Source organism: Nocardia sp. NPDC055165 (assembly GCF_053606985.1).
Genome location: NZ_JBSGSS010000002.1, coordinates 15,626 through 35,013, shown reverse-complemented (window position 1 = coordinate 35,013; position 19,388 = coordinate 15,626). Strand labels below are relative to the sequence as shown.

At 69.9% G+C, this 19,388-nt stretch carries 15 protein-coding genes; 5 read left to right on the top strand and 10 right to left on the bottom strand.

Annotated elements, in window-relative coordinates; genetic code table 11:
* Positions 1-8: 8 nt before the first annotated feature.
* The 8 genes from ACWFRF_RS04120 to ACWFRF_RS04085 form a co-directional block, all read right to left on the bottom strand.
* Positions 9-1,439, bottom strand: coding sequence for an aldehyde dehydrogenase family protein (locus ACWFRF_RS04120; protein WP_452448863.1), 1,431 nt, complete (start codon positions 1,437-1,439; stop codon positions 9-11).
* A 7-nt stretch (positions 1,440-1,446) separates the two neighbouring features.
* Positions 1,447-3,153, bottom strand: coding sequence for a thiamine pyrophosphate-binding protein (locus ACWFRF_RS04115; protein ID WP_452448861.1), 1,707 nt, complete (start codon positions 3,151-3,153; stop codon positions 1,447-1,449).
* The gene (locus tag ACWFRF_RS04110; RefSeq protein WP_452448860.1) at positions 3,143-4,069 is read right to left on the bottom strand and encodes an SDR family NAD(P)-dependent oxidoreductase; all 927 of its coding nucleotides are present in this window, start codon (positions 4,067-4,069) and stop codon (positions 3,143-3,145) included. Before ACWFRF_RS04110 ends, ACWFRF_RS04115 begins: the two co-directional genes overlap by 11 nt.
* 21 nt (positions 4,070-4,090) lie before the next feature.
* Positions 4,091-5,935: a flavin-containing monooxygenase gene (locus ACWFRF_RS04105; protein WP_452448859.1), complete on the bottom strand. Its 1,845-nt coding sequence runs from the start codon at positions 5,933-5,935 to the stop codon at positions 4,091-4,093.
* 49 nt (positions 5,936-5,984) lie between these two features.
* Positions 5,985-7,358, bottom strand: coding sequence for an aromatic ring-hydroxylating oxygenase subunit alpha (locus ACWFRF_RS04100; protein ID WP_067444854.1), 1,374 nt, complete (start codon positions 7,356-7,358; stop codon positions 5,985-5,987).
* Between the two features lie 8 nt (positions 7,359-7,366).
* Positions 7,367-8,224: an SDR family NAD(P)-dependent oxidoreductase gene (locus tag ACWFRF_RS04095; RefSeq protein ID WP_452448857.1), complete on the bottom strand. Its 858-nt coding sequence runs from the start codon at positions 8,222-8,224 to the stop codon at positions 7,367-7,369.
* The gene (locus ACWFRF_RS04090) at positions 8,221-9,819 is read right to left on the bottom strand and encodes an SMP-30/gluconolactonase/LRE family protein (protein WP_452448856.1); all 1,599 of its coding nucleotides are present in this window, start codon (positions 9,817-9,819) and stop codon (positions 8,221-8,223) included. Before ACWFRF_RS04090 ends, ACWFRF_RS04095 begins: the two co-directional genes overlap by 4 nt.
* 526 nt (positions 9,820-10,345) lie before the next feature.
* Positions 10,346-11,149 carry a FadR/GntR family transcriptional regulator gene (locus tag ACWFRF_RS04085; RefSeq protein WP_379313107.1) on the bottom strand — a complete coding sequence of 268 codons (804 nt, stop codon included), beginning with the start codon at positions 11,147-11,149 and terminating at the stop codon, positions 10,346-10,348.
* 118 nt (positions 11,150-11,267) lie between these two features.
* On the opposite strand from ACWFRF_RS04085, the gene ACWFRF_RS04080 reads away from it, so the two are divergent.
* Genes ACWFRF_RS04080 through ACWFRF_RS04060 form a run of 5 tightly spaced genes read left to right on the top strand, consistent with a single transcriptional unit; the run spans position 11,268 to position 16,426 of the window.
* Positions 11,268-12,419 carry an acyl-CoA dehydrogenase family protein gene (locus ACWFRF_RS04080; protein ID WP_379313109.1) on the top strand — a complete coding sequence of 384 codons (1,152 nt, stop codon included), beginning with the start codon at positions 11,268-11,270 and terminating at the stop codon, positions 12,417-12,419.
* Positions 12,416-13,378 carry an acyl-CoA dehydrogenase family protein gene (locus ACWFRF_RS04075; RefSeq protein WP_452448855.1) on the top strand — a complete coding sequence of 321 codons (963 nt, stop codon included), beginning with the start codon at positions 12,416-12,418 and terminating at the stop codon, positions 13,376-13,378. The genes ACWFRF_RS04080 and ACWFRF_RS04075 overlap by 4 nt, the downstream gene beginning before the upstream one ends.
* Positions 13,375-14,157 carry an enoyl-CoA hydratase/isomerase family protein gene (locus tag ACWFRF_RS04070; RefSeq protein WP_452448854.1) on the top strand — a complete coding sequence of 261 codons (783 nt, stop codon included), beginning with the start codon at positions 13,375-13,377 and terminating at the stop codon, positions 14,155-14,157. The genes ACWFRF_RS04075 and ACWFRF_RS04070 overlap by 4 nt, the downstream gene beginning before the upstream one ends.
* Positions 14,154-15,326: an acyl-CoA dehydrogenase family protein gene (locus ACWFRF_RS04065; RefSeq protein WP_452448853.1), complete on the top strand. Its 1,173-nt coding sequence runs from the start codon at positions 14,154-14,156 to the stop codon at positions 15,324-15,326. Before ACWFRF_RS04070 ends, ACWFRF_RS04065 begins: the two co-directional genes overlap by 4 nt.
* Complete coding sequence (locus ACWFRF_RS04060) at positions 15,323-16,426, top strand: acyl-CoA dehydrogenase family protein (protein WP_452448852.1); 1,104 nt, start codon at positions 15,323-15,325, stop codon at positions 16,424-16,426. Before ACWFRF_RS04065 ends, ACWFRF_RS04060 begins: the two co-directional genes overlap by 4 nt.
* A gap of 15 nt (positions 16,427-16,441) precedes the next feature.
* Here the strand turns inward: ACWFRF_RS04060 and ACWFRF_RS04055 are convergent, their stop codons facing one another.
* On the bottom strand, positions 16,442-18,103 hold the full coding sequence (locus ACWFRF_RS04055) for a class I adenylate-forming enzyme family protein (RefSeq protein WP_452448851.1): 1,662 nt from the start codon (positions 18,101-18,103) through the stop codon (positions 16,442-16,444).
* A 79-nt stretch (positions 18,104-18,182) separates the two neighbouring features.
* Positions 18,183-19,379 carry a MaoC family dehydratase gene (locus tag ACWFRF_RS04050; RefSeq protein ID WP_452448850.1) on the bottom strand — a complete coding sequence of 399 codons (1,197 nt, stop codon included), beginning with the start codon at positions 19,377-19,379 and terminating at the stop codon, positions 18,183-18,185.
* Positions 19,380-19,388 lie beyond the last annotated feature (9 nt).

The window sequence follows — 19,388 nt, the reverse complement described above, 5'->3', positions numbered from 1 at the left end:
GTCGCCTCTCATTCTTCCGGCGGCGCGTAACCGAGCACGCCCTTGATCTCGAGGTAGTCGTGGAAGCCGAAATCGCCCCACTCGCGGCCGTTGCCGCTCTTCTTGTAACCGCCGAAGGGCGTGTGGAAATCGAACCCGTCGTTGATCGCGATCGACCCCGCCCTGATCCGGCGGGCGACCGCGCGCGCCTGCACCAGGTCGGTGCCCGCGACGAAGCCGGCCAGGCCGTACTCGGTGTCGTTGGCGATCTCGACGGCGTGGTCGAGATCGTCGTAACCCAGGATCGTCAGGACCGGCCCGAAGATCTCCTCGCGGGCGATGGTCATGTCATTGGTGACCTCGGCGAAGACGGTGGGCCGCACGTAGTAGCCGGTGCTCAGACCGTCGGGTTTGCCCGGCCCGCCCGCCACCAGCGTGGCCCCCTCGCCGATGCCCTTGGCGATCAGTGTCTGGATCCTGTCGAACTGGTTGGCCGAGACCACCGGGCCGATGGCGAACTCGCCGTGCGGATCCCCGACGGTGACCCCCTCGGCCGCACCGCGGGCGACCTCGATCGCCTCGGCCATCCGCGCGCCGGGCACCAGCATGCGCGAGGGCGCGCTACAGGTCTGGCCCGAGTTGAGCATCATGCTCACCACGCCCTTGCCGACGTTCTCGGCGAAGGCATCGTCATCGAGGATGATGTTCGGGTTCTTGCCGCCGAGCTCCTGGGTAACCCGCTTGACCCCGGCCGCCGCGTTGCGCGCGATATCGATGCCCGCCCTGGCCGAGCCGGTGAACGAGACCAGGTCGACGTCGGGATGACTCGCCAACGGCACGCCCACAGCGAGGCCGTCGCCCTGCACCAGGTTGAACACCCCGGCCGGAACACCGGCGGCATCGAGGATCTCGGCGAAGATCTGTCCGGAGAACGGCGCGAGTTCGGAGGGCTTGAGCACCATCGTGCAGCCGGTGGCCAGCGCGGGGAAGACCTTCACCGCGATCTGGTTCAACGGCCAGTTCCACGGGGTGATCAGGGCGCAGACCCCGATCGGCTCCTTCACGATCAGCGACGCGCCGCGCTGTTCCTCGAAGCGGAACCCCTCGAGGACCTCGATCGTGGTGCTGAGGTGGCCCGTTCCCAGGTCCACCTGGAAGCCGTTGGCCAGGGCGGCCGGTGCCCCCAGCTCCTCGATCAGCGCCGCCCCGAGATCGGGGGCGCGTTTCTGATATTCGGCGAGGACCGCGCGCAGCAGCGCGAGCCGTTGCGCGGGCTCGGTGCTCGACCACCCGGCGAACGCGGCGCGCGCGGCGGCGACCGCGCGGTCCACGTCCGCCGCCGTGCCGACGGCCACCGTGCCGCACACCTGCTCGGTGGCCGGATTCACCACGTCGATGGTGTGCGGTTCGGCGGGGTCGGTCCACTGCCCGTCGATGTAGAGCTTCAGATATTCACGCATGATTTCCTCACTGAGTGCCTTCCGCGTACCAGGTGCGGAATTCGTCGTAGCTCGGCATTTCTTCCGAATTCGCCTTCGGGTCGACCGCGACGTGGATGACGCCCGGTCGCCCGCTGGCGTAGGCGCGTTTGATGGCGGGGGCGATGTCCTCGTCGCGCTCGACGTATTCGCCGTAGCAGCCGAAGCCCTCGGCGACCTTGTCCAGCCGGGTGTTCTTGCTCCAGTGCACGCCGGTCTCGAGCGAGCCCTGCCCGTAGGTGCGCTTGTAGACGCCGACCTCGAGTCCCCAGGCGTAGTCGACCGCGACCACACAGACCAGGGGGAGGTTCAGTCGCGCGGCGGTTTCGAGTTCGGCGGTGTGGAACTGGAACGAGGAGTCGCCGGTGATCAGCATCATCGGTCGTTTGCCGCCGTCGGCCACGCCCGCGCCTACCGCGTAGGGCAGGCCGGTGCCCAGGTGCCCGAAGTTCTGATTCCACATGACGTCATGGGGTTTGGCCTGCGAGTAGGTCCAGCCGAAGATCGTCGTGGCGCCGCCGTCGCGCACCATGATGCCGTCGGCCGGGAACGCCTGCGTGGCCTCCACGATCAGCCGCGCCGGGTGCACCGGCGACATCCCCGACGGCGCGGTCTCGGCCAGTTCCGCGAGCTGGGCCGCGTCCTGTTCGATCCAGCCCGCGAGCTCGGGGGTGGGGGTGCGTGGGGTCTCGCGCAGCGCCTCGACCAGCTGCGGGACGATCGCGCGCAGGTCACCGACCAGCGGCACGTCCACCGATCGGTTCACCCCGATGGCCTCGGGGTCCTGCTCGACGAGGATCCACTTACGGTTTGCCTCGTTGGCGACCCAGTGCCGCCCGCGCCCGTAGTGCACCGGTTCGCCCAGCTCGGTACCGATGGCCAGGCACAGATCGGATTTCACGACCGCGTCGATCGCCGCCGCCGAGAACCCGTACGGGAAGGTGCGGTCCTCGAGCCCGGGGATGAAGGAGGTGCCGCCCGAGGTCTGGATGACCGGGCAGGCCATGGCCTCGGCGAGCGCGCGGACCGACTCGCCGGCGCGCGTGGTGTGCACGCCGTGTCCCACGAGCAGCACGGGCTGGCTCGCCGCGCGGATGTAGTCGACCGCCTCGGCGATCCGGTCCGCACCGGCGGTCTGCCCGACCAGGCGATACGCCGACGGCGCCAGCGCGGGCGCGACCTCGAGTTCCTCCTGGATGACGTGCGAGGGGTACTCGATGTACACCGGGCCGGGAGTGCCCGATAGCGCCTTACGCAGACCTTCGCGGATGACCTCGTCGGTCTGGTCGGCGTATTCGATACTGGCGCAGTACTTCACCGACGGCTCGAACAGTTCCGCCTGCTTCACGAACTGGATGCGGCCGCGCCGCACCCGCTGTTCGGTGATCCGCGCGCGCTGCCCGCCCAGGAAGATCACCGGCGAGTTCTCGACCTTGGCGCACATCATCGCCCCGGCCAGGTTGGCGACGCCGGGGCCGAGGGTGCCGATGCACACCGCGGCCTTGCCGGTCATCCGGGACACCGCCTCGGCCATGAAACCGGCCGACTCCTCGTGGTGCGGGGCCACCACCGTCCAACCGCGTTCTTCGGCGAGATGGAACATGTGCACGAAGTTGGGGTCGGGAATGCCGAACAGGGTGTTGATACCCTCGGCTTCGAAGAGTTGCAGAATGCGTTCGTAAACTTTAACCGACATGCGTGCTGCCCTTCATAGCTGTCGCGAAGCTCTTGGTGATGTGGTCGAGGTGTCCGGAGGGGACGACCGGCAGGATCCAGGGATCCTCGGTCGCCCGGATGTCGTCGATCCGCGCGCCGACCTCCTCGATCGACCAGCTCGGCTGGTACACCCCGGGGGTCTCGGCGATGAACGCCCGCGCCACGCGTCCGGCGATCGACACCAGCATCTCGCCGGTGATCGAGCAGGATTCGTGCGCGAGCCACCCCACCACCGGCGCCGCCAATTCCGGGTCCATGGGCGGATAGGCCGAGGTGTCGATGCCCTCGGCGAGGCGGGTGAGCGCGGCGGGCACGATCACGTTGCAGCGCACGCCGTGCTCGGCGCCCTCGAGCGCGATCACGTTCGACAGTCCGATCAGCCCCGCCTTGGCGGCGCCGTAGTTGGCGACGCGGTGGTTGCCGTAGAGCCCGCCGATCGAGGAGGTGAGGACCACCCGGCCGTATCCGGCCTCGCACATCAGCGCAAACGCCGGGCGCACCACGTGGAACGCGCCGCGCAGGTGGACGTCGAGGACGGCGTCGAAATCCTCGTAGGACATCTGCGCCAGCGGCGCGTACCGGTTGTTGCCCGCGTTGTGCACGATGATGTCGATCCGGCCGAACGCCTCGATCGCGGTCGCCACGATCGCGCGCCCGCCCTGCGCCGTCGCCACCGAATCGGTGCTGGCCACCGCGATGCCGCCGGCGGCGGTGATCTCCTCGACCACCGCCGCGACGATTCCGGCGTCGCCGCTGTCTCCGCTGATGGTGGCGCCGGGGTCGTTGACGACCACCCTGGCCCCCTTCGCGGCGAGCAGCAGCGCGTAGGCGCGGCCCAATCCGCGTCCGGCGCCGGTGATCACGGCGACTCTGCCCTCGAACCCGAGTTCAGACATGGTGCGCTCCGCTCGCCGCGCTCATCGGGCCGGTTCGGTCGGGGTGCCCAGCGCCAGGCCCGGCAGCTCGCCGGTGTCGCGCCACGCCTGGAGCAGATCCTCGAAGGCGTAGAAGCCGGGCCAGTACGGGTCGCCGAGGTGGGAGCGGATCTGCTGTTCGCCCTCGTTGTTGTAGTAGCCGGGGGTGCACTCGCGCTGGAAGTTGCTGTTGTCGATCGCGCTCTCGCGCACGGTCGCGCACCACTGTTCCTGCGCGTCGGCGGTGGGTTCCACCGTGGTCGCGCCCCGGCTCATCGTCTGCTCGATGATGAAGGCGATGTGGCGGGCCTGCTGTTCGAACATGGCCGTAGTGCTCGCGGTCACCCCGCCCTGGACGAACCCGGTGAAGAACTGGTTCGGGAAACCGGTGGTCATCGTGCCGTGCAGGGTGCGGTAGCCCTTGGCCCAGTGGTCGTAGAGCGAGAGCTCGTCGCGGCCCACGTAGGGCGCGATGCCGAAGCGTCGGTCGAGGTCGGTGGTGATCTCGAAACCGCTGGCGAAGATGATGCAGTCCACCCCGTGTTCGACGCCGTCAGCGACGATGCCGTTGGCGGTGATCCGCTCCACGCCCTTGGTGCCAGAAACATCGACGAGGGTGACGTTGTCGCGGTTGAAGGTCGGCAGGTACTCGTCGTTGAAACACGGCCGCTTGCACAGGAACCGGTAGTAGGGCTTGAGCGCCTCGGCGGTCGCCGGGTCGGTGACGATCTCGTCGACCCGGTCGCGCACCCGCTGCATCGCCCGATAGTCGGCCAGCTCGCGCAGCTCCATGAACTTCTCCGGCGTCAGCTCCGCCCAGCCGCCGGTGCTATCGAGGTGGTCGCGCACATTGCGGCTGACCTCGGTCCAGCCGTCGCAGACCAGATCGTCCTGACCGGGACCGTAGGCTTCGAACGCGCCGGTGTGGAAGTTGCGGCGGATCTCCTCCTGCCAGCCGGGCTGCAAGCTCTCGGCCCACGCGGGGTCGGTGGGCACGTTGCCGCGCTCGTAGATGTAGGACGGGGTGCGCTGGAAGACGGTGAGATGGCGCGCCGAGCGGGCCAGGTGGGGGATGGACTGCACGCCGCTGGCGCCGGTCCCGATGATCGCCACCCGCTTGTCGGCGAGCTTGTCCAGGCCCCCGCGCATGTCGCCGCCGCCGGTGTACTCGTAGTCCCAGCGCGCGGTGTGGAAGGTGTGTCCCGCGAAATCGCCGAGACCAGGGATGCCGGGCAGTTTGGGCCGGTTGAACGGGCCCTGACACATGACGACGAAGCGAGCGCGGATCTCGTCGCCCCGATCGGTGCCGATCCGCCAGCGCTGGATCGACTCGTCCCACGCCATCGAGCGGGTGAGCGTGCCGAAGATCGCCTTGTCGTAGAGACCGAAGTGCCTGCCGATGCGCTGGCAGTGCTCGAAGACCTCGTCGCCGTAGGAGTACTTCTGCTTCGGGACGTAGCCGACCTCCTCGAGCAACGGCAGATAGCAGTAGCAGTCGGTGTCGCACTGGATGCCGGGGTAGCGATTCCAGTACCACGCGCCGCCGAAATCGCCGGCGTGCTCGATGATCCGGAAGTCCGCCACCCCGGCCTCGCTGATCCGGGCGGCGGTGACGAGTCCGGCCAGCCCGCCGCCGAGGATCGCCACGTCGATCTCCTGGGAGATCGGCGGTCGCGGCTGGACCGGGGTGTACGGGTCGGCTTCGTGATACTCGGCGAAGTCCGCCTCGGCCGTCACGTACTGCTGCTGGCCCTCGGGGCGGATGCGCTTGTCGCGTTCGGCGAGATACTTCGCCCGGAGCGCTTCGTGATCGACCTCGGGTGTCTGCGTTGGTGCGCAGTTCTGCATGCGAATTCCTCGGTGTGGTGCGGTGTTTCGGGTGATCAGGGCACGGGACTCAGGCGAGGTCGCGCGGTGCGCCGGTGCCCATGTAGGTGGCCAGGTTGTGGTGCAGGTTCACGACGCTGCGTTCGCGGTAGGGGTTGGGCATCGGCCCGGCGAAGCCGCGCGTCTTCATGCCCTGCTGCACGGCGGCCATGTTCGAGAAGTCCTGGGGCAGGACGGTGCGCCAGGCCGGATCGTCGGCCGCGGTGTACTCCCACTCGGTCTTCGGTTCCTGGCCGGCCGGGAACAGTTCGTAGACGGCCGCCTCGAAGATGCACTTGTCGGGGTCGTAGCCGTAGGGCCGGGCGCTGTAGCAGAGCATGTTGTTGAGCGCGTGCCCGATCTGGAAGTTGGGGAAGATCTGCCACGCGGTCCCCGCCGCCGCGACGACCTGCGGGTCCACCGTCGGCCACACCACCCCGCGATCGGCGTCGTACTCGCGGGCCGATTGCAGCCAGTGCTTGAGCACCTGATCGGCCGGGGTGCCCTCGGGCAGCTCCGCGACCAGCCGATTCGCTGCGTCGACCAGGGTGCGGGTGGTGTTGGTGTTGGCGTTCTCCCAGGTGAAGTTCTGGAGTTCGGCCGTGGACATGCGGGCGTCGGGTCCGGCGCCGAGCCGCAGCTTGGCCTGGTTCTCCTCCATGCCCTTGGGCGCGTCGTAGCCGATGTTGCTGTGCTTGCCCTGGGCGCGCGACCACCCGAGGAAATTGCCGAAGTTCATGAACTCGGGGTGGGTGTAGGGCACGTGGTAGGTCTCCATGAACGCCTCCAACGCGACCTTCCAGTTGCAGTCGAAGACCAGCCAGCGCCGCCACCGATAGCGCATGTTCTCCAGCTGGAACGGATCGAGCAGCCCGGCCGCGGGCTCCAGGTACTCCCGCAGCGGCTCGGCCTCGGGGTCCATGGTGATCCAGATCCAGCCGCCCCAGGTGTCGACCCGCACCTCGCCGAGCCGGGTGCGGTCCGGGGTCAGCCCGCACGGCCAGTCCTGCTGCTCGGCCGCGAAGGTGTTGCGGCCCTCGAGGTCGTAGCGCCAGCCGTGGAACCCGCAGACGAACTGCTTGCGGCGGCCGTGCGCCTCCCGCGCGCCCGGGGGAGTGTCGATCAGCCTGCGGCCCCGATGCGAGCAGACGTTGTAGTAGGCGCGCAGCGTGTCGGGTGCCGAGCGCACCACGATGATCGAGTCATCGAGGATGTCGTAGGTGAGGAAGTCGCCGACCTGGGCCAGTTCCTCGACCCGACCGACCTGCTGCCACACCTTGGTCCACAGCTTGTCGCGTTCGGCGCGGGCGTAGTCCGGCGACAGATAGGCCTCCACGCCGATCGTGCGCGGGGTCGACAGCGCCTCCTCGGTAGCGGTGAGCGCGGACTCTGTGGTGTCGGTCATGACCTCTCCTAGCGGGTGATGGCGGTGCGGAACGCGTCGTCCTCGAGGAACAGCGATGTGTGGTCGGCGTCGAGGTGGGTCCACTTGAGGTCGAGTCCGCCGTCGACCAGCAGCGTCTGACCCGTGATGTAGGTCGACAGGTCCGAGAGCAGGAACAGGATCGCGCCCGCCTGCTCCTCGGGCCGCGCGCGCCGACCCATGGCGATGGCGCGCCGGTCCCGGTCGGCGTCCTCGCCGACGTAGGTCGCCGAAGCGGGGGTCTTGGTCACCCCGGGCGCGATGGCGTTGACCCGGATGCCGTCGGCGGCGAGTTCGACCGCCATGGTCCGGGTCGCGGCCACCAGCGCGGCTTTGGCCGTGCCGTAGCCGATGTGGAACGGCGCGGTGTTCATGCCGCTGATCGAGGAGATCGAGACGATCGAGCCGGGCCGTCGCCGCGTTTTCAGTTCGGCGGCGACAGCCTGACTCATGAAGAACATCGTTTCGAGGTTCTGGGTGAACAGCGCTCGCCAATCGGCGCGACTCACCCGCAGCGCGGGCATCCACGTCGCCGGGGCCGCGCCGCCCGCCACGTTGACCAGACCGTGCAGGTCGCCCTCGGTGGCGCGGATCGTCGCGAGCACCGTGGCGATGCCGTCGTCGGTAGCGGCGTCGGCCGCCACCGGCACCACCGCGAGCCCCTGCTCGATCAGCGGGTCGATGTGGGTCGTGAGGTTGTCCTTCGATCGGCTCACCGCGATCACGGTGGCCCCGGCCCGCGCGACCATCTCCACCACCGAGGTGCCGATGCCGCCGCCCGCTGCCCCGGACACCACGACGACGCGTCCGCTCAGGTCGATCGACCCGGCCGCCACCGCCGGGTTCATGCCGTGGCGCGCAGCGCGAGCACGCCGCCCTCGGCGTCGGCCGACAGGTACAGGGTCCCGTCGGGTCCGGCGGTGATCCCCGCGAAGGGGCCCTGCGGACCGGAGAACGGCGGCAGCCCGCGCAGCGGCTTGGGCGTGACGCCGGGAGGCGCGCCGACCGGCAGATTCCCGGCGAGGGTGGTCCGCACCTTGGTTGCCAGATCCACGCTGATCAGCGACTTGCTGCCCACGTCGACGACGTAAAGCGTGTTGCCGCGCACCAGGATGCCCTGGGGCTGCTCGAGCGCGTCGACCACCGTGTCGACCCCGGCGCTGCTCACCGAGACGATGCGGCCCGCGCCGGCTTCGGCGACCAGGCAGGTCCCGCCGGTGGTGAACGCGACGCCGATCGGCTGGTTCAGGCCCGAGGCCAGCTCCTCGACCCGCCCGCCGGACCGCACGGCCAGCACCCGGCCACGGCCGAACTCCGTGGCGACGATGTCGCCGTTGGGTCCGAGCGCCACGCCGTAGAGTTGGTCGAGTTCGTCGGCCAGCACCTCGCTCTCCTGACTCGCCGGCCGCCACCGCGTGATCTGTCCGCCCGAGGTGGTGACCACGAATTCCCCCGCGCCGACGGCGGTGACGCCCCGGATGAAGCCGGGATAGCCGGGGCTGAACAGCATGCCGACCGTTTCCGGGGCCTGTCCCCGGCGCAGCACGTAGAAGTAGGTGCCGTCGGCGACGTAGAGTTCGCCGTCGCTGCCGACGGTGAGGTCCAGCGGCCAGTTCAGGCCGCCGGGCAGGGTCGTTCTGGTCTCGCCGCCGTCGAGGATCTCGGTGATCTCGCCGGTGAAGTTGGAGACGAAGAGCCGACCGTCGACGAACGTGCAGTTGTCCAAGCCGGGGTTCAAGGTGGCCAGGACGGTGCGCTGTCCGGTTCGGGGATCGATGCGCAGGACCTCGCCGGTGCTCACCTGGGTGGAGACGATGTTGCCCGCCGCGTCGAACTTCACCGAGTCGGGCACGCCGAGATCGCCGACGACGCGTTCGGGTTCGCCGCCGCGCGGGTCGATCCGCCAGATGTCGTTGGTGCCCATCACCGGGTAGTAGAGGAGCCCGTCGGGACCGACCTCCATGGCGTTGGGCATGGCGAGGTTCTCCGCCAGGACGCGGGGCTCGCTGCCGTCGGTGAACAGCTCCATCAGCCGTCCGCCAACGCGACATTCGTTGACGAACAACCGGTTCTGGTGCACGGTGATGCCGTTCGCGCTGGGCAGATCGTCGCGCAACACCCTGGTCTGTCCGTCGGCGCCGCGCATGCTGACGCGCCCGTCCATCACCTCGGTGGCGAACAGGTTGCCGTGGTCGTCGAAGGCCAGGTCGTCGGGGGCGATGATGTCGCCGCCCTTGGCGCTGATCGTCTCGAGTCCGCCGGTGGCGACGTCGAGGGCGCTGATCTGGCTGCCGGTCACCTGGGCGACGTAGATGCGGCCGTCGGGGCCGGTGCGCAGGCCGTTGGCGCCGAAGAGCCGGCTCGGCGGCGTGAGGCGTTCCAGGCTCCACCCTTCGGCGAGGCTTGTTGCTGTGGTGCTGGTGTAGCGCGCCCCTTGTATCAAGGTGGGGCCTCCTCCGGGTGAGTGCGTCGGGGTCCGCGATGGGTGGCGTCGCTGTCCTGCGGATCGCCGGAGCGTGATGCGGACCACTTCATCGGTGGCTCGGAGCCTGCCAGCAAGCCGTGAGCATTGCAAGTATTGTTATCCTTGTAAGGATTAGCTAGCATGCGCGAAGAGTGAGAATTACGATCTCCTATGAAGCAAGTCGTACTCTACCGTCGGTGACATGCGGTTTTATGGGGAATCGCGTGGTGATCCGCGTACGAAGAAGCCCCGCGCTGGGTCGCGCGGGGCGGGTCGTGCGATTCGGCTCCGTCAGCGGGGGTGAACGCGGTCGCGTACTGCCGGTAGGCGCGCGGCGGTGGGATACGGCGCACGGCGAGTGAATACTGTTGCGCTCCACCGTGATTCGATCATCGGCGTAGTGCGGCCAGGCTGCGGAGAGCCGCGCGAAGTCCCGGGGGGTTCAGCCGGGCTGCAAGCGGGAGCGGTGCGCCTTGAGGAAATCGGCGAGTTCGGCGCGACTCGGCTAGAGGCGTGCGCGGTGGCCGGACTGGATCGACTGGCGCGACATGGCCGACGACGCGTTGACGACGCCGCCGTCGAAACGTTCGAGCACCACTGCCTGCGTCGCGGCCAGGTGCGCGCGCGCCAACCGCTCGGCCTCCTCGGCCTGACCCGCGGCGATCTGCTCGACGAGCCGGCGATGGAACCGCACGGCGTCGCGCGCGTCGGCCTCGGACGGGTACTCGCCCCTCCGGGTCGTCGCTTCCGCCCAGGCTTGCTCCTGTGCCGACCACAGGGCTACGAGCGTGCTGACGACGTAGCGGATGGTCACGTTCGGGGTGAACGAGACGACGAGATCGTGGAACTCGCGGGCGGATTGAGTGAAGGCCACACCGTCGCCGACCTTGGTGGCCGAGTCGTCGACGGCGGCCTCGAGGGCTGGGACGACCACCTCGGCGCGGTCTTCGCGCCGGGCGCACGCGGCGGCGCACATCGGCTCGAGCGCCTGGAGTCCGGACGCGAGATCGCCCAGCGTCACGCGGGCGCCCTGCAGGGCGAGCCCGAGGTGATAGGCCGCAGAGACCTCGTCGGGCCGGTGTACCTCGGCGCCGCCGATGTTGCCGCGCCGGACCGTGACCAGGCCCTCGGTCTCGAGGATGCGCAGCGCTTCCCGGATGGAGGGGTAGCTGACGCCGAAGTCCTTGACCAGCTGATCCTGGGTGGGGAGGCGGTAGTTGTCGTCGGAGAGGATGTGGTCGCGCAGTTCGGCCGCGACGGTCTCCGCGATGCGGCGCTGCGGAACTCGGCCCCGTCTCGGGGTGGTCAACGAACCCGCCGATCATCCATGGCGGGAGTGTAATTGATCGCGGGTCAACCATTCAAGTATTGCTATCCTTATTATGTCAAATATTGCTATCCTTATGAGGATTAATTACAGTCCGATCATGGATTTCACGATGGGAACGGCCGCCGCGGACCTGCGGGGGGAGCTGCGTCGTCTGGTGGACGAGCACGTCCCGGCTGATTTTCTGGGGGCCTTCACCGACGACCCGGCCGATTTCGAGGCCGCCCAGCGGTTTTCCCGCCTGCTGGCCGAACGCGGTCTGCTCTGCCTGGCCTGGCCCGCCGAGTTCGGCGGCCGCGACGCCTCCATCTGGGAACAGACCGTGGTGCGCGAGGAGATGTGGGCCCACCACGAACCGCGCGGTGCGCAGTACATGGGCGTGAACTGGGTGGGGCCCACGATCATGCGGCACGGCACCGAGGCCCAGCAGCGGACCCATCTACCGCCGATCGCGCGGGGGGAGGTGATCTGGTGCCAGGGTTTCAGCGAACCGGACTCGGGCTCTGATTTGGCGTCGTTGCGTACCGCGGCGCGCCGCGACGGCGACGGCTGGCGGATCACCGGACAGAAGGTGTGGACCTCCTACGCCGCGATGGCCCAGTGGTGTTTCCTGCTCGCCCGCACCTCGACCGGCGAACGCAAACAGTCCGGGCTGACGATCTTCCTCGTTCCGATGTCCAACCCGGCCATCGAGGTGCGCCCGATCCGTTCCATGATCGGCCCGCACCACCTCAACGAGGTCTTCTTCGACGACCTGCGAGTGACCGAAGCCGACGTGCTCGGCCCGGTCGACGAGGGCTGGAAGGTGGCGCAGGAGGTGTTGGCCTTCGAACGGGTCGGCATCGCCCGCTACGCCCGCTGCGAACGGCTGCTGCTCGCCGCGCCGTCGGCGCTGGGCGAGCGCTGGGACGCGCTGCCCGCCGAACTCCGTGGCCGCTGGGCCCGCATGCTGACCCACTGCCGTCGCGCGCGATTACTGGCCTACCGAGTGCTGTCGCTGCAACGCCTGGGCCAGGTACGACCCAGCGACGCCGCCGCCTACCGCATCGCGGTGACAACCCTCGACCAGGACAGCGCGGAGGTACTCGTGGAACTCGCCGCCCACCTCGACCCGGCCGGCGCCGACGGGCCACATCGGTTCCGGCGCGAGGCCGAGGAACACTGGCGCTACTCCCAGGCCGCCACCGTCGCCTCGGGCAGTATCGAGATGCAGCGGATTCTGCTGGCCCGCGCGCTGCTGGCGGCGTCGTGAACATCGAGCTGAGCGCGGACGCGCTCGAATTCGGCCGACAGGCATCGCTGGCGCTGGCGGCGGCGGGCGGTGACGAGCTGGTCCAGCTCGGCGAACGCGAACCCGCGCGGCGCGAGAGCGTGTTCGCGCCGGTGCTCGCGCGGTTGGGTGCGTGGGATCTCGATCCGCGCGGCGACGCCGACGAGCTGGAGGCGGCGGCGGCCCTGTGCCGCAGCGCGGGCTACTGGGCGCTGCCCTATCCGCTGGCCGAACGGCTGGCCCGGCCCACCGATCTCGCGGTCGACGGACTGCTCGTCGTCGCCGAGACCAACCCGGCCGCGCCCGTCGCCGACCTCGCGCTGCGCTGGGCGGCGGTGACGATCACCGGTCGACGCTCCGCCGTCGAGGTCGGGCCCGCGCACGCGCCCCGCACCTCGGCGTTCGTCACCTCCCTCGCACTGCGCCACCTCGACGACGACGGCGCCGCCGATGTGGCGTTGGGGCTGGTGCTGCCGTGCTGGACGCTGCTCGGCATGCTGGACCGCGCCCTGGATCTCACCCGCGCCCACGTGCTGCTGCGCGAGCAGTTCGGCAAGCCGCTGGCGCAGTTGCAGGGCGTGCAGTTCCAGTTCACCGACGCCGAGGTGGAGCGTAGCGGCGTCGACATGCTGGCCAAATACGCGCTGTGGAGCATCCAGGCCGGGCGGCCTGAGGCGCTCGACGACGCGCTCGCGCTGCGCTCGGCCGCGATCGAGGCCGCCGAGATCGTCTTCCGGGTCGCGCACCAGTTGCACGGCGCCATCGGCTTCTGCGACGAGTCGCCGCTGTCGTGGCTCTCGCGCTACAGCCTGCCGCTGCGGCGACTGCCGTTGGGCCTGTCCGCGACCAGCGGGGTCCTCACCGACCGCCTCGGCCGCACCGGGCTGACCGGGCTGTTCGGCGCGGGACATGCCGACGAGTACCCGGGGGTGGCGCGGTGAAATACGACTTGCCCGACGAACTGATCGTCGAATGCGACGGCCCGATCCGCACGGTGGTGATCAACCGGCCCGACGAGCTCAACGCGGTGAACAAGGCGCTGCACTGGGCGCTGGCGAACGTGTGGCGGCAGTTGGCCGCCGACCGCGACGCCGCGGTGGTGATCCTCACCGGGGCGGGTCGCGCGTTCAGCGCGGGCGGCGATCTGGGCTGGATCACCTCCTTCCTCGACGACCCCGTCGGCCGCGACGAGAGCATCCGGGAGGGCGCGCAGATCATCGAGGAGATGCTGCGTTTCCCGCTGCCGGTGATCGCGGCGGTCAACGGGCCCGCCGTGGGGCTCGGGGCCAGCCTCGCGGTGCTCTGCGATGTGGCGCTGATCTCCGAGCGGGCGCATCTGGCCGATCCGCACGTCGCGGTCGGGCTGATCGCGGGGGACGGCGGGGCGGCGTTCTGGCCGCTGCTCACCCCGATCCTGCGCTCGCGCGAATACCTGTTCACCGGTGACCGCATCTCGGCCGCCACCGCCGTGGAGCTCGGGCTCGCCACGCGCAGCGTCGCCCCCGACGCCCTGCTCGACGAGGCGCGGACGTTGGCGCACCGGCTGGCCGCGCTGCCGCCCGAGGCCGTGCGTGGGACCAAGCGGATCGTGAACATGTATCTGTCCCAGGCGCTCGGCGGTCCGATGCAGGCCGGCTTCGCGGCCGAGGTCGCCACCATGCAGTCCGCCGCGCACCGCGATCGGCTGCTGGCCCTGCACGAGAACGCGCGCCCCCGATGACCTCGACGGCGCGCACCATCGACGGCTTCCGCGCCGAGGTCAGGCAGTGGTGCCGGACGCGGATTCCCGCCGACTGGCGACAGGCGCAGACAGGAGTCTCCGAGCGCGAGTTCGTCGATTTCCAGCAGTCCTGGTTCCAGACGTTGCGCGGGGCCGGTTTCGCGGTCCCGCACTGGCCGGAGGAATACGGCGGCGGCATGTCGCCGGCCGAGCAGGTGGTGCTCTATCAGGAGCTCGCCGCCCACGACGCACCCCGACTGGTCCTGGCCTTCGTCTCGATCCACCACGCCGCCGCCACCCTGCTCGCCGCGGGCACCGACGAGCAACGCCGCCGCCACCTGCCGGCGATCCTCGACGGCGAGATCTGGTGCCAGGGCTTCTCCGAGCCGGGCGCGGGCTCGGACCTCGCGGCGCTCGCGACCACCGCCCGCCGCGACGGCGACGGCTATGTCGTCTCCGGACAGAAGCTGTGGGCCAGCGGCGCGCGGCACGCGGACTGGTGTCTGCTGCTCGCCCGCACCGACCCCGACGCGCCCGCGCGCCACGGCATCTCGTACTTCCTGCTGGACATGCGCGCCCCCGGCGTCGAGGTGCGGCCCATCCGGCAGGCGACAGGGGAGTCGCACTTCTGCGAGATCTTCCTCGACGAGGTGGTTATCCCCGCCGATCGGCTGGTCGGCGCGGAGAACGAAGGCTGGCAGGTGGCCCAGCGCACCCTCGGCGCCGAACGCGGCATGACCATGCTCGAACTGGCCGAACGACTGGGCAACAACGGTTTCCGCCGCCTGGTCGAGAGCTGTCCGCTCGACGATCCGCTGGTCGCCGACCGCCTCGCCGAACTGGAGATCGAGCTCACCGGGCTGCGCGCGCTGTGCGCCGATATCGCGGCTGCCGACGATCAGCCCGGCCCGGCCGACGCCTCGATCGTGAAACTGTTCTACAGCGAACTGCTGCAACGGATGACCGACTTCGGCACCGAGATAGCCGGGCTGGCCACCCACACCGAGCTGCGCAAACCGCTGTCGAGCGGCTGGGAGTCCGGCGCCTGGATGCTGGACTTCCTCGGCTCGTGGGAATGGACGATTCCGGGCGGCGCCAGCGAGATCCAGCGCACCATCATCGGTGAGCGCGGCCTCGGCCTGCCTCGAGAACCCAGGGGAAAACGATGACCTCCGACGAGCACGACCTCGCCGACCTACACGACGAGGTGGCCGGGGTGGCGCGCGAGCTGCTGCGCCGATCCGCCGCCGCGCCCGACTGGACGGCGATCGCGGACGCGGGCTGGCCCGGCCTCGAGATCCCCGCCGCCTTCGACGGTGCCGAGGCCACCTTCGCCGAGGTCGCGGTGGTCCTCGCCGAAATCGGCCGGGCCGCCGCGAGCGGCGCGTATCCAGCGGTCGCGGCGCTCGGCGTCGGCGCGCTCGCGCACGTCGTCGCGACGCCGCGACGCGACCAGCTCCTGCGCGAGACCGCAGTGGGCGCGGCTGTCCCGATCCTCGTGCTCGCGGGTGAGGCGACGGGACCGACGCGGTTCCGGATCGAGCCGTCGACGCGGGGGCCGCTGCTGCACGGCACAGCCGATTTCGTCCTCGACGCACCGGCCGCCGGACAGTTGCTCGTCCCCGCGCTCGATCGGGCGGGCCGAGGGGTGCTCGTCGAGGTCGATCCCCGCGCGCGGGGGCTGCTCGTGGCCGAACAGCCGGTGCTCGACGCCACCCGCCGGTTCGGCAGCGTCGTCGCCGACGGAGTGGCGGTGGCCCCGGAGTCGTTGTGGCCCTTCGTCGATGACGATGCCGTCCGGGTGCTCGATCGGCTGCGCGACCGGGCCGCCGTCGCGGTGGCCTGCGACAGTCTCGGCCTGAGCCGGGCCATGCTCGACGCCACCGTCGCCCATGTCGGTACGCGCGAACAGTTCGGCCGACCGATCGGCTCGTTCCAGGCCGTCAAACACGCGTGCGCCGACATGCTCGTGCGGGTGCGGGTCGCGGGCAAACTGGTCGAGGCCGCGGTGCGCGACCAGGCGCGTGACGCCGCCGACGCGTCGACCTCGGCGTCGATGGCCAAGTCCTACGCGTGCGCGGCGGCAGTCGACATCGCGGGCAAGGCGATGCAGTTGCACGGGGGCATGGGCTACACCTGGGAGAGCGGCATCCACGTCTATCTCAAGCGGGCCGCGCTCAACCGTTCGCTGTTCGGTTCGCCCGCGCGACATCGCGCCGCACTGGCCCGGCGGTATTCCGTTCAGGCGCCGCATCGCACGGGCGCCTGAACGGAACCGGCCCGGCTACCCCCGCAGCCGGGCTTCGGCCAGCTCGCGCAGATCGCTGGACTTGATCTTGGCGCTGCCGGTGAGCGCGATATCGGCGTCGTCGAAGAACAGCACGTGGCGCGGCACCTTGTAGCTGGCGAGCTGCGCCTTGAGGAAGGCGCGGATCTCCTCGGCCGCGGGCTCGGCCCCGGCGTGCGGCACGATGCACGCGACGACCACCTCACCGAGGGTCGGATGCGCGACGCCGACCGTGCGGGTGACCTTCACGCCGGGATGGTTGTTCAGGGCCGCGTCGACCTCGAGCGGTGAGACGTTCGCCCCGCCGGTCTTGATGATGTCGGTGAGCCTGCCCTCCCAGTAGAGCCGGCCCGTGTCGTCGAGGTAGCCGCCGTCGCCGGTGTGGAAGTACCCGTCGGGGTCGAAGGTGTCCTCGCGCCGGACCCCGAGATAGCCGAGCATCAGGGTGGGGCCCTTCACACAGATCTCCCCGCGCGCACCGCGCGCGACGATCTCGCCGGTGAGCGCGTCGGCGATCTTGATCGTCATGCCGGGCAGGGCAAGGCCGCTGCTGCCCGCGTGCACCTCGGGCGGGGTGTCGGCGGGGAAACACGTGGCGATCGTGAAGGTTTCGGTGCAGCCGTAGGCGTGGCCGGGTTCGTACCACCTGGTCGAGACGGTGGGATGGTGGGCGATCGGGGTGTCGTAGTCCACGAACCGCATACTGCTCAGATCGACGGTGGCCCAGTTGGGGGCGGCCTCGAGCTGGGCCCACTGGTGCGGCCAGGCGACCGGGAAGTTCACCCGCTGCGCCGCCATCAGATCCAGCGCCTCGGCGGCGTCGAAGGTCGGCTGGAGCACGAGGACCCCGCCCGCCGCGAGCGTCGATCCCAGCGCCTGACCGAAATTGCCCGACCAGAAGAACCCGTTGGCCGCCCAGCACCGCACATTGTCGGCGGGGGTGAAGGCGAACATGCGCTGGAAACGCCACATCTGGATGGTCACCCCGGCGTGCGCGCTGAGGATGCCCTTGGGCGTGCTGGTCGAGCCGGAGGAGAAGAACAGCACCGCCGCGTCGCTGGGCCGCACCGCCGCGGCGGTGGCCTCGACCAGCGCGCGGGGGGTGCCGTGGCCCTGCGCCAGGAAGTCGGCCCAGGTCTGGATCGCGGTGCTCGGTGTCGGCTCGCCGATCATCGCGAGCCTGCGCAGGAAGGGGAATTCGGTCGAGTCCAGCGCGCCGGGCTCCGCCGTGGCGATGCGGGGCTCGAGCTCGGCCAGGATCGCCGCGAAGTCCTTGCCCGCCACGGTCCGCTCGAACAGCAGCACCGAGACGCTGGACTCGCGCAGCAGGAATTCCAGTTCGGCGCGGGTGGAGAAGGTGCTCAGGGCCACGGCGACCCCGCCCGCGAGCGCGGCGCCGAACATCGCCGCGATCCATTCGGGCCGGTTGGTCATCAACACCCCGACCCGGCCGTCCTTGCCGAGGCCGGTGGCGCGCAGCGCCGTGGCGACCTCGACGGCGCGCTCCCACAGATCGGTGTAGGTCCACCGGATCTCGCCCTGTGCGGACGCGGCGATCACGGCCTCGCGATCGCCGTACTTCTGGGTCACCGTGCGCAGGAACCCGGGCAGCGTGAGCGGCCCGAGGCCGGGCTCGCTGCGCAGGTCGGGTCCCGTCACGAGCGAAACAGCCTGTGCGGATACGGTTTCGGACTCCACGCCCATCATCGGCCTCTCTCGCGGATTCGTCTCGGCGCCGCTAGAACGGCAGCTCGACCTCGGCGGTGCAGTCCACCAGCACACCGAAGTCCTGATTGGTCAGGCGCAGCTTGATCTGCACGATCGGCACGCCCCAGGCCGACTCCGCGTCCTTGCCGATCACCTCGGCGTCGAAGTAGGTCACATCACCCTCGAAAGCGGGCAGCCGGAAATTCGCCTTGGAATGGCGGACCATGCCGTCGTAACCGGCCCAGTAGGCGAGGTAGTCGGTGCACCAGGCACCCATGGTGGCGCCGTAGCCGTAGGCGCGCGCCATCCCGACCTCGCTGGCCTTGTCCGCGTCGATGTGACCGCGCGACGGGCCGACGTACAGTCCGTCCCGCTTGCGCGGGTCGATCTTGGCGCCCTCCTCGTCGAAGGCGAAACCCTCCACCCAGCCCGGGTCCTGATACACCCACGGGTCGGCGATGCCCGGCGGAGCGACCCAGCCGAAGGTGCCCCAGACGTTGAACAGGAACGCCCGGTACTCGGTGGTGAAGCTGGCGACCGTGTGCGGTCCGATCACGCGGCGCGGCAGGGTGTCGCCGACCTTCACCTCGTCGAAGTGGGGCGAGATTCCGTGGCGGTTGGACAGCAGCCAGTCGTTGCGCAGTGCGTCGACCGCGCTGAGTTCGGCCGGGGTCCAGCTCTTCACCGCGCTGAACTGGTTCTCGTAGAGCCCGCGTTCGGCGGCCTCGGCGGCGAGATAGCGGATCGCGGTGGACCGTTCGCGCGCCACCAGGACGCCGTGCTGGTTGGTGTGGGTGGTGTCGCCGCGCGAGAACATGGTCGGTCCGGCGAATTTCGTGTCGGCGACCTTGTAGTCGTGGAAGCGGCGCTGCTGGAACAGGGTGTCGCCGGGCCGCACCGGGCAGCCGTAGAACCACCATTCCTCGCCGCCGAAGATCAGGTGGCTGCCGGGAATGTGGCCGACGCAGGCGGGCGCCGCGCCGTGCCCGTAGTCCAAGGCCACGGCGATCGACTGGGGGGCGACGAGTCCGCCGAAGCGGGATTCCTTGGCGAACTCGTGATCCCAGTGCACGGGATTGGGGTAGTCCATCGCCATCACCCAGCGGCGAATGTCGGAGGTACTGCACGGGTCCCACAGTTGGCCGCCGCCGATCGGCTGACCGACCCGATGGTCGACATCGGACAGATCGAGTTGGGCGGTCGCGGGTCGGTCCGGCTTCGTGCTCACAGCTGCTCC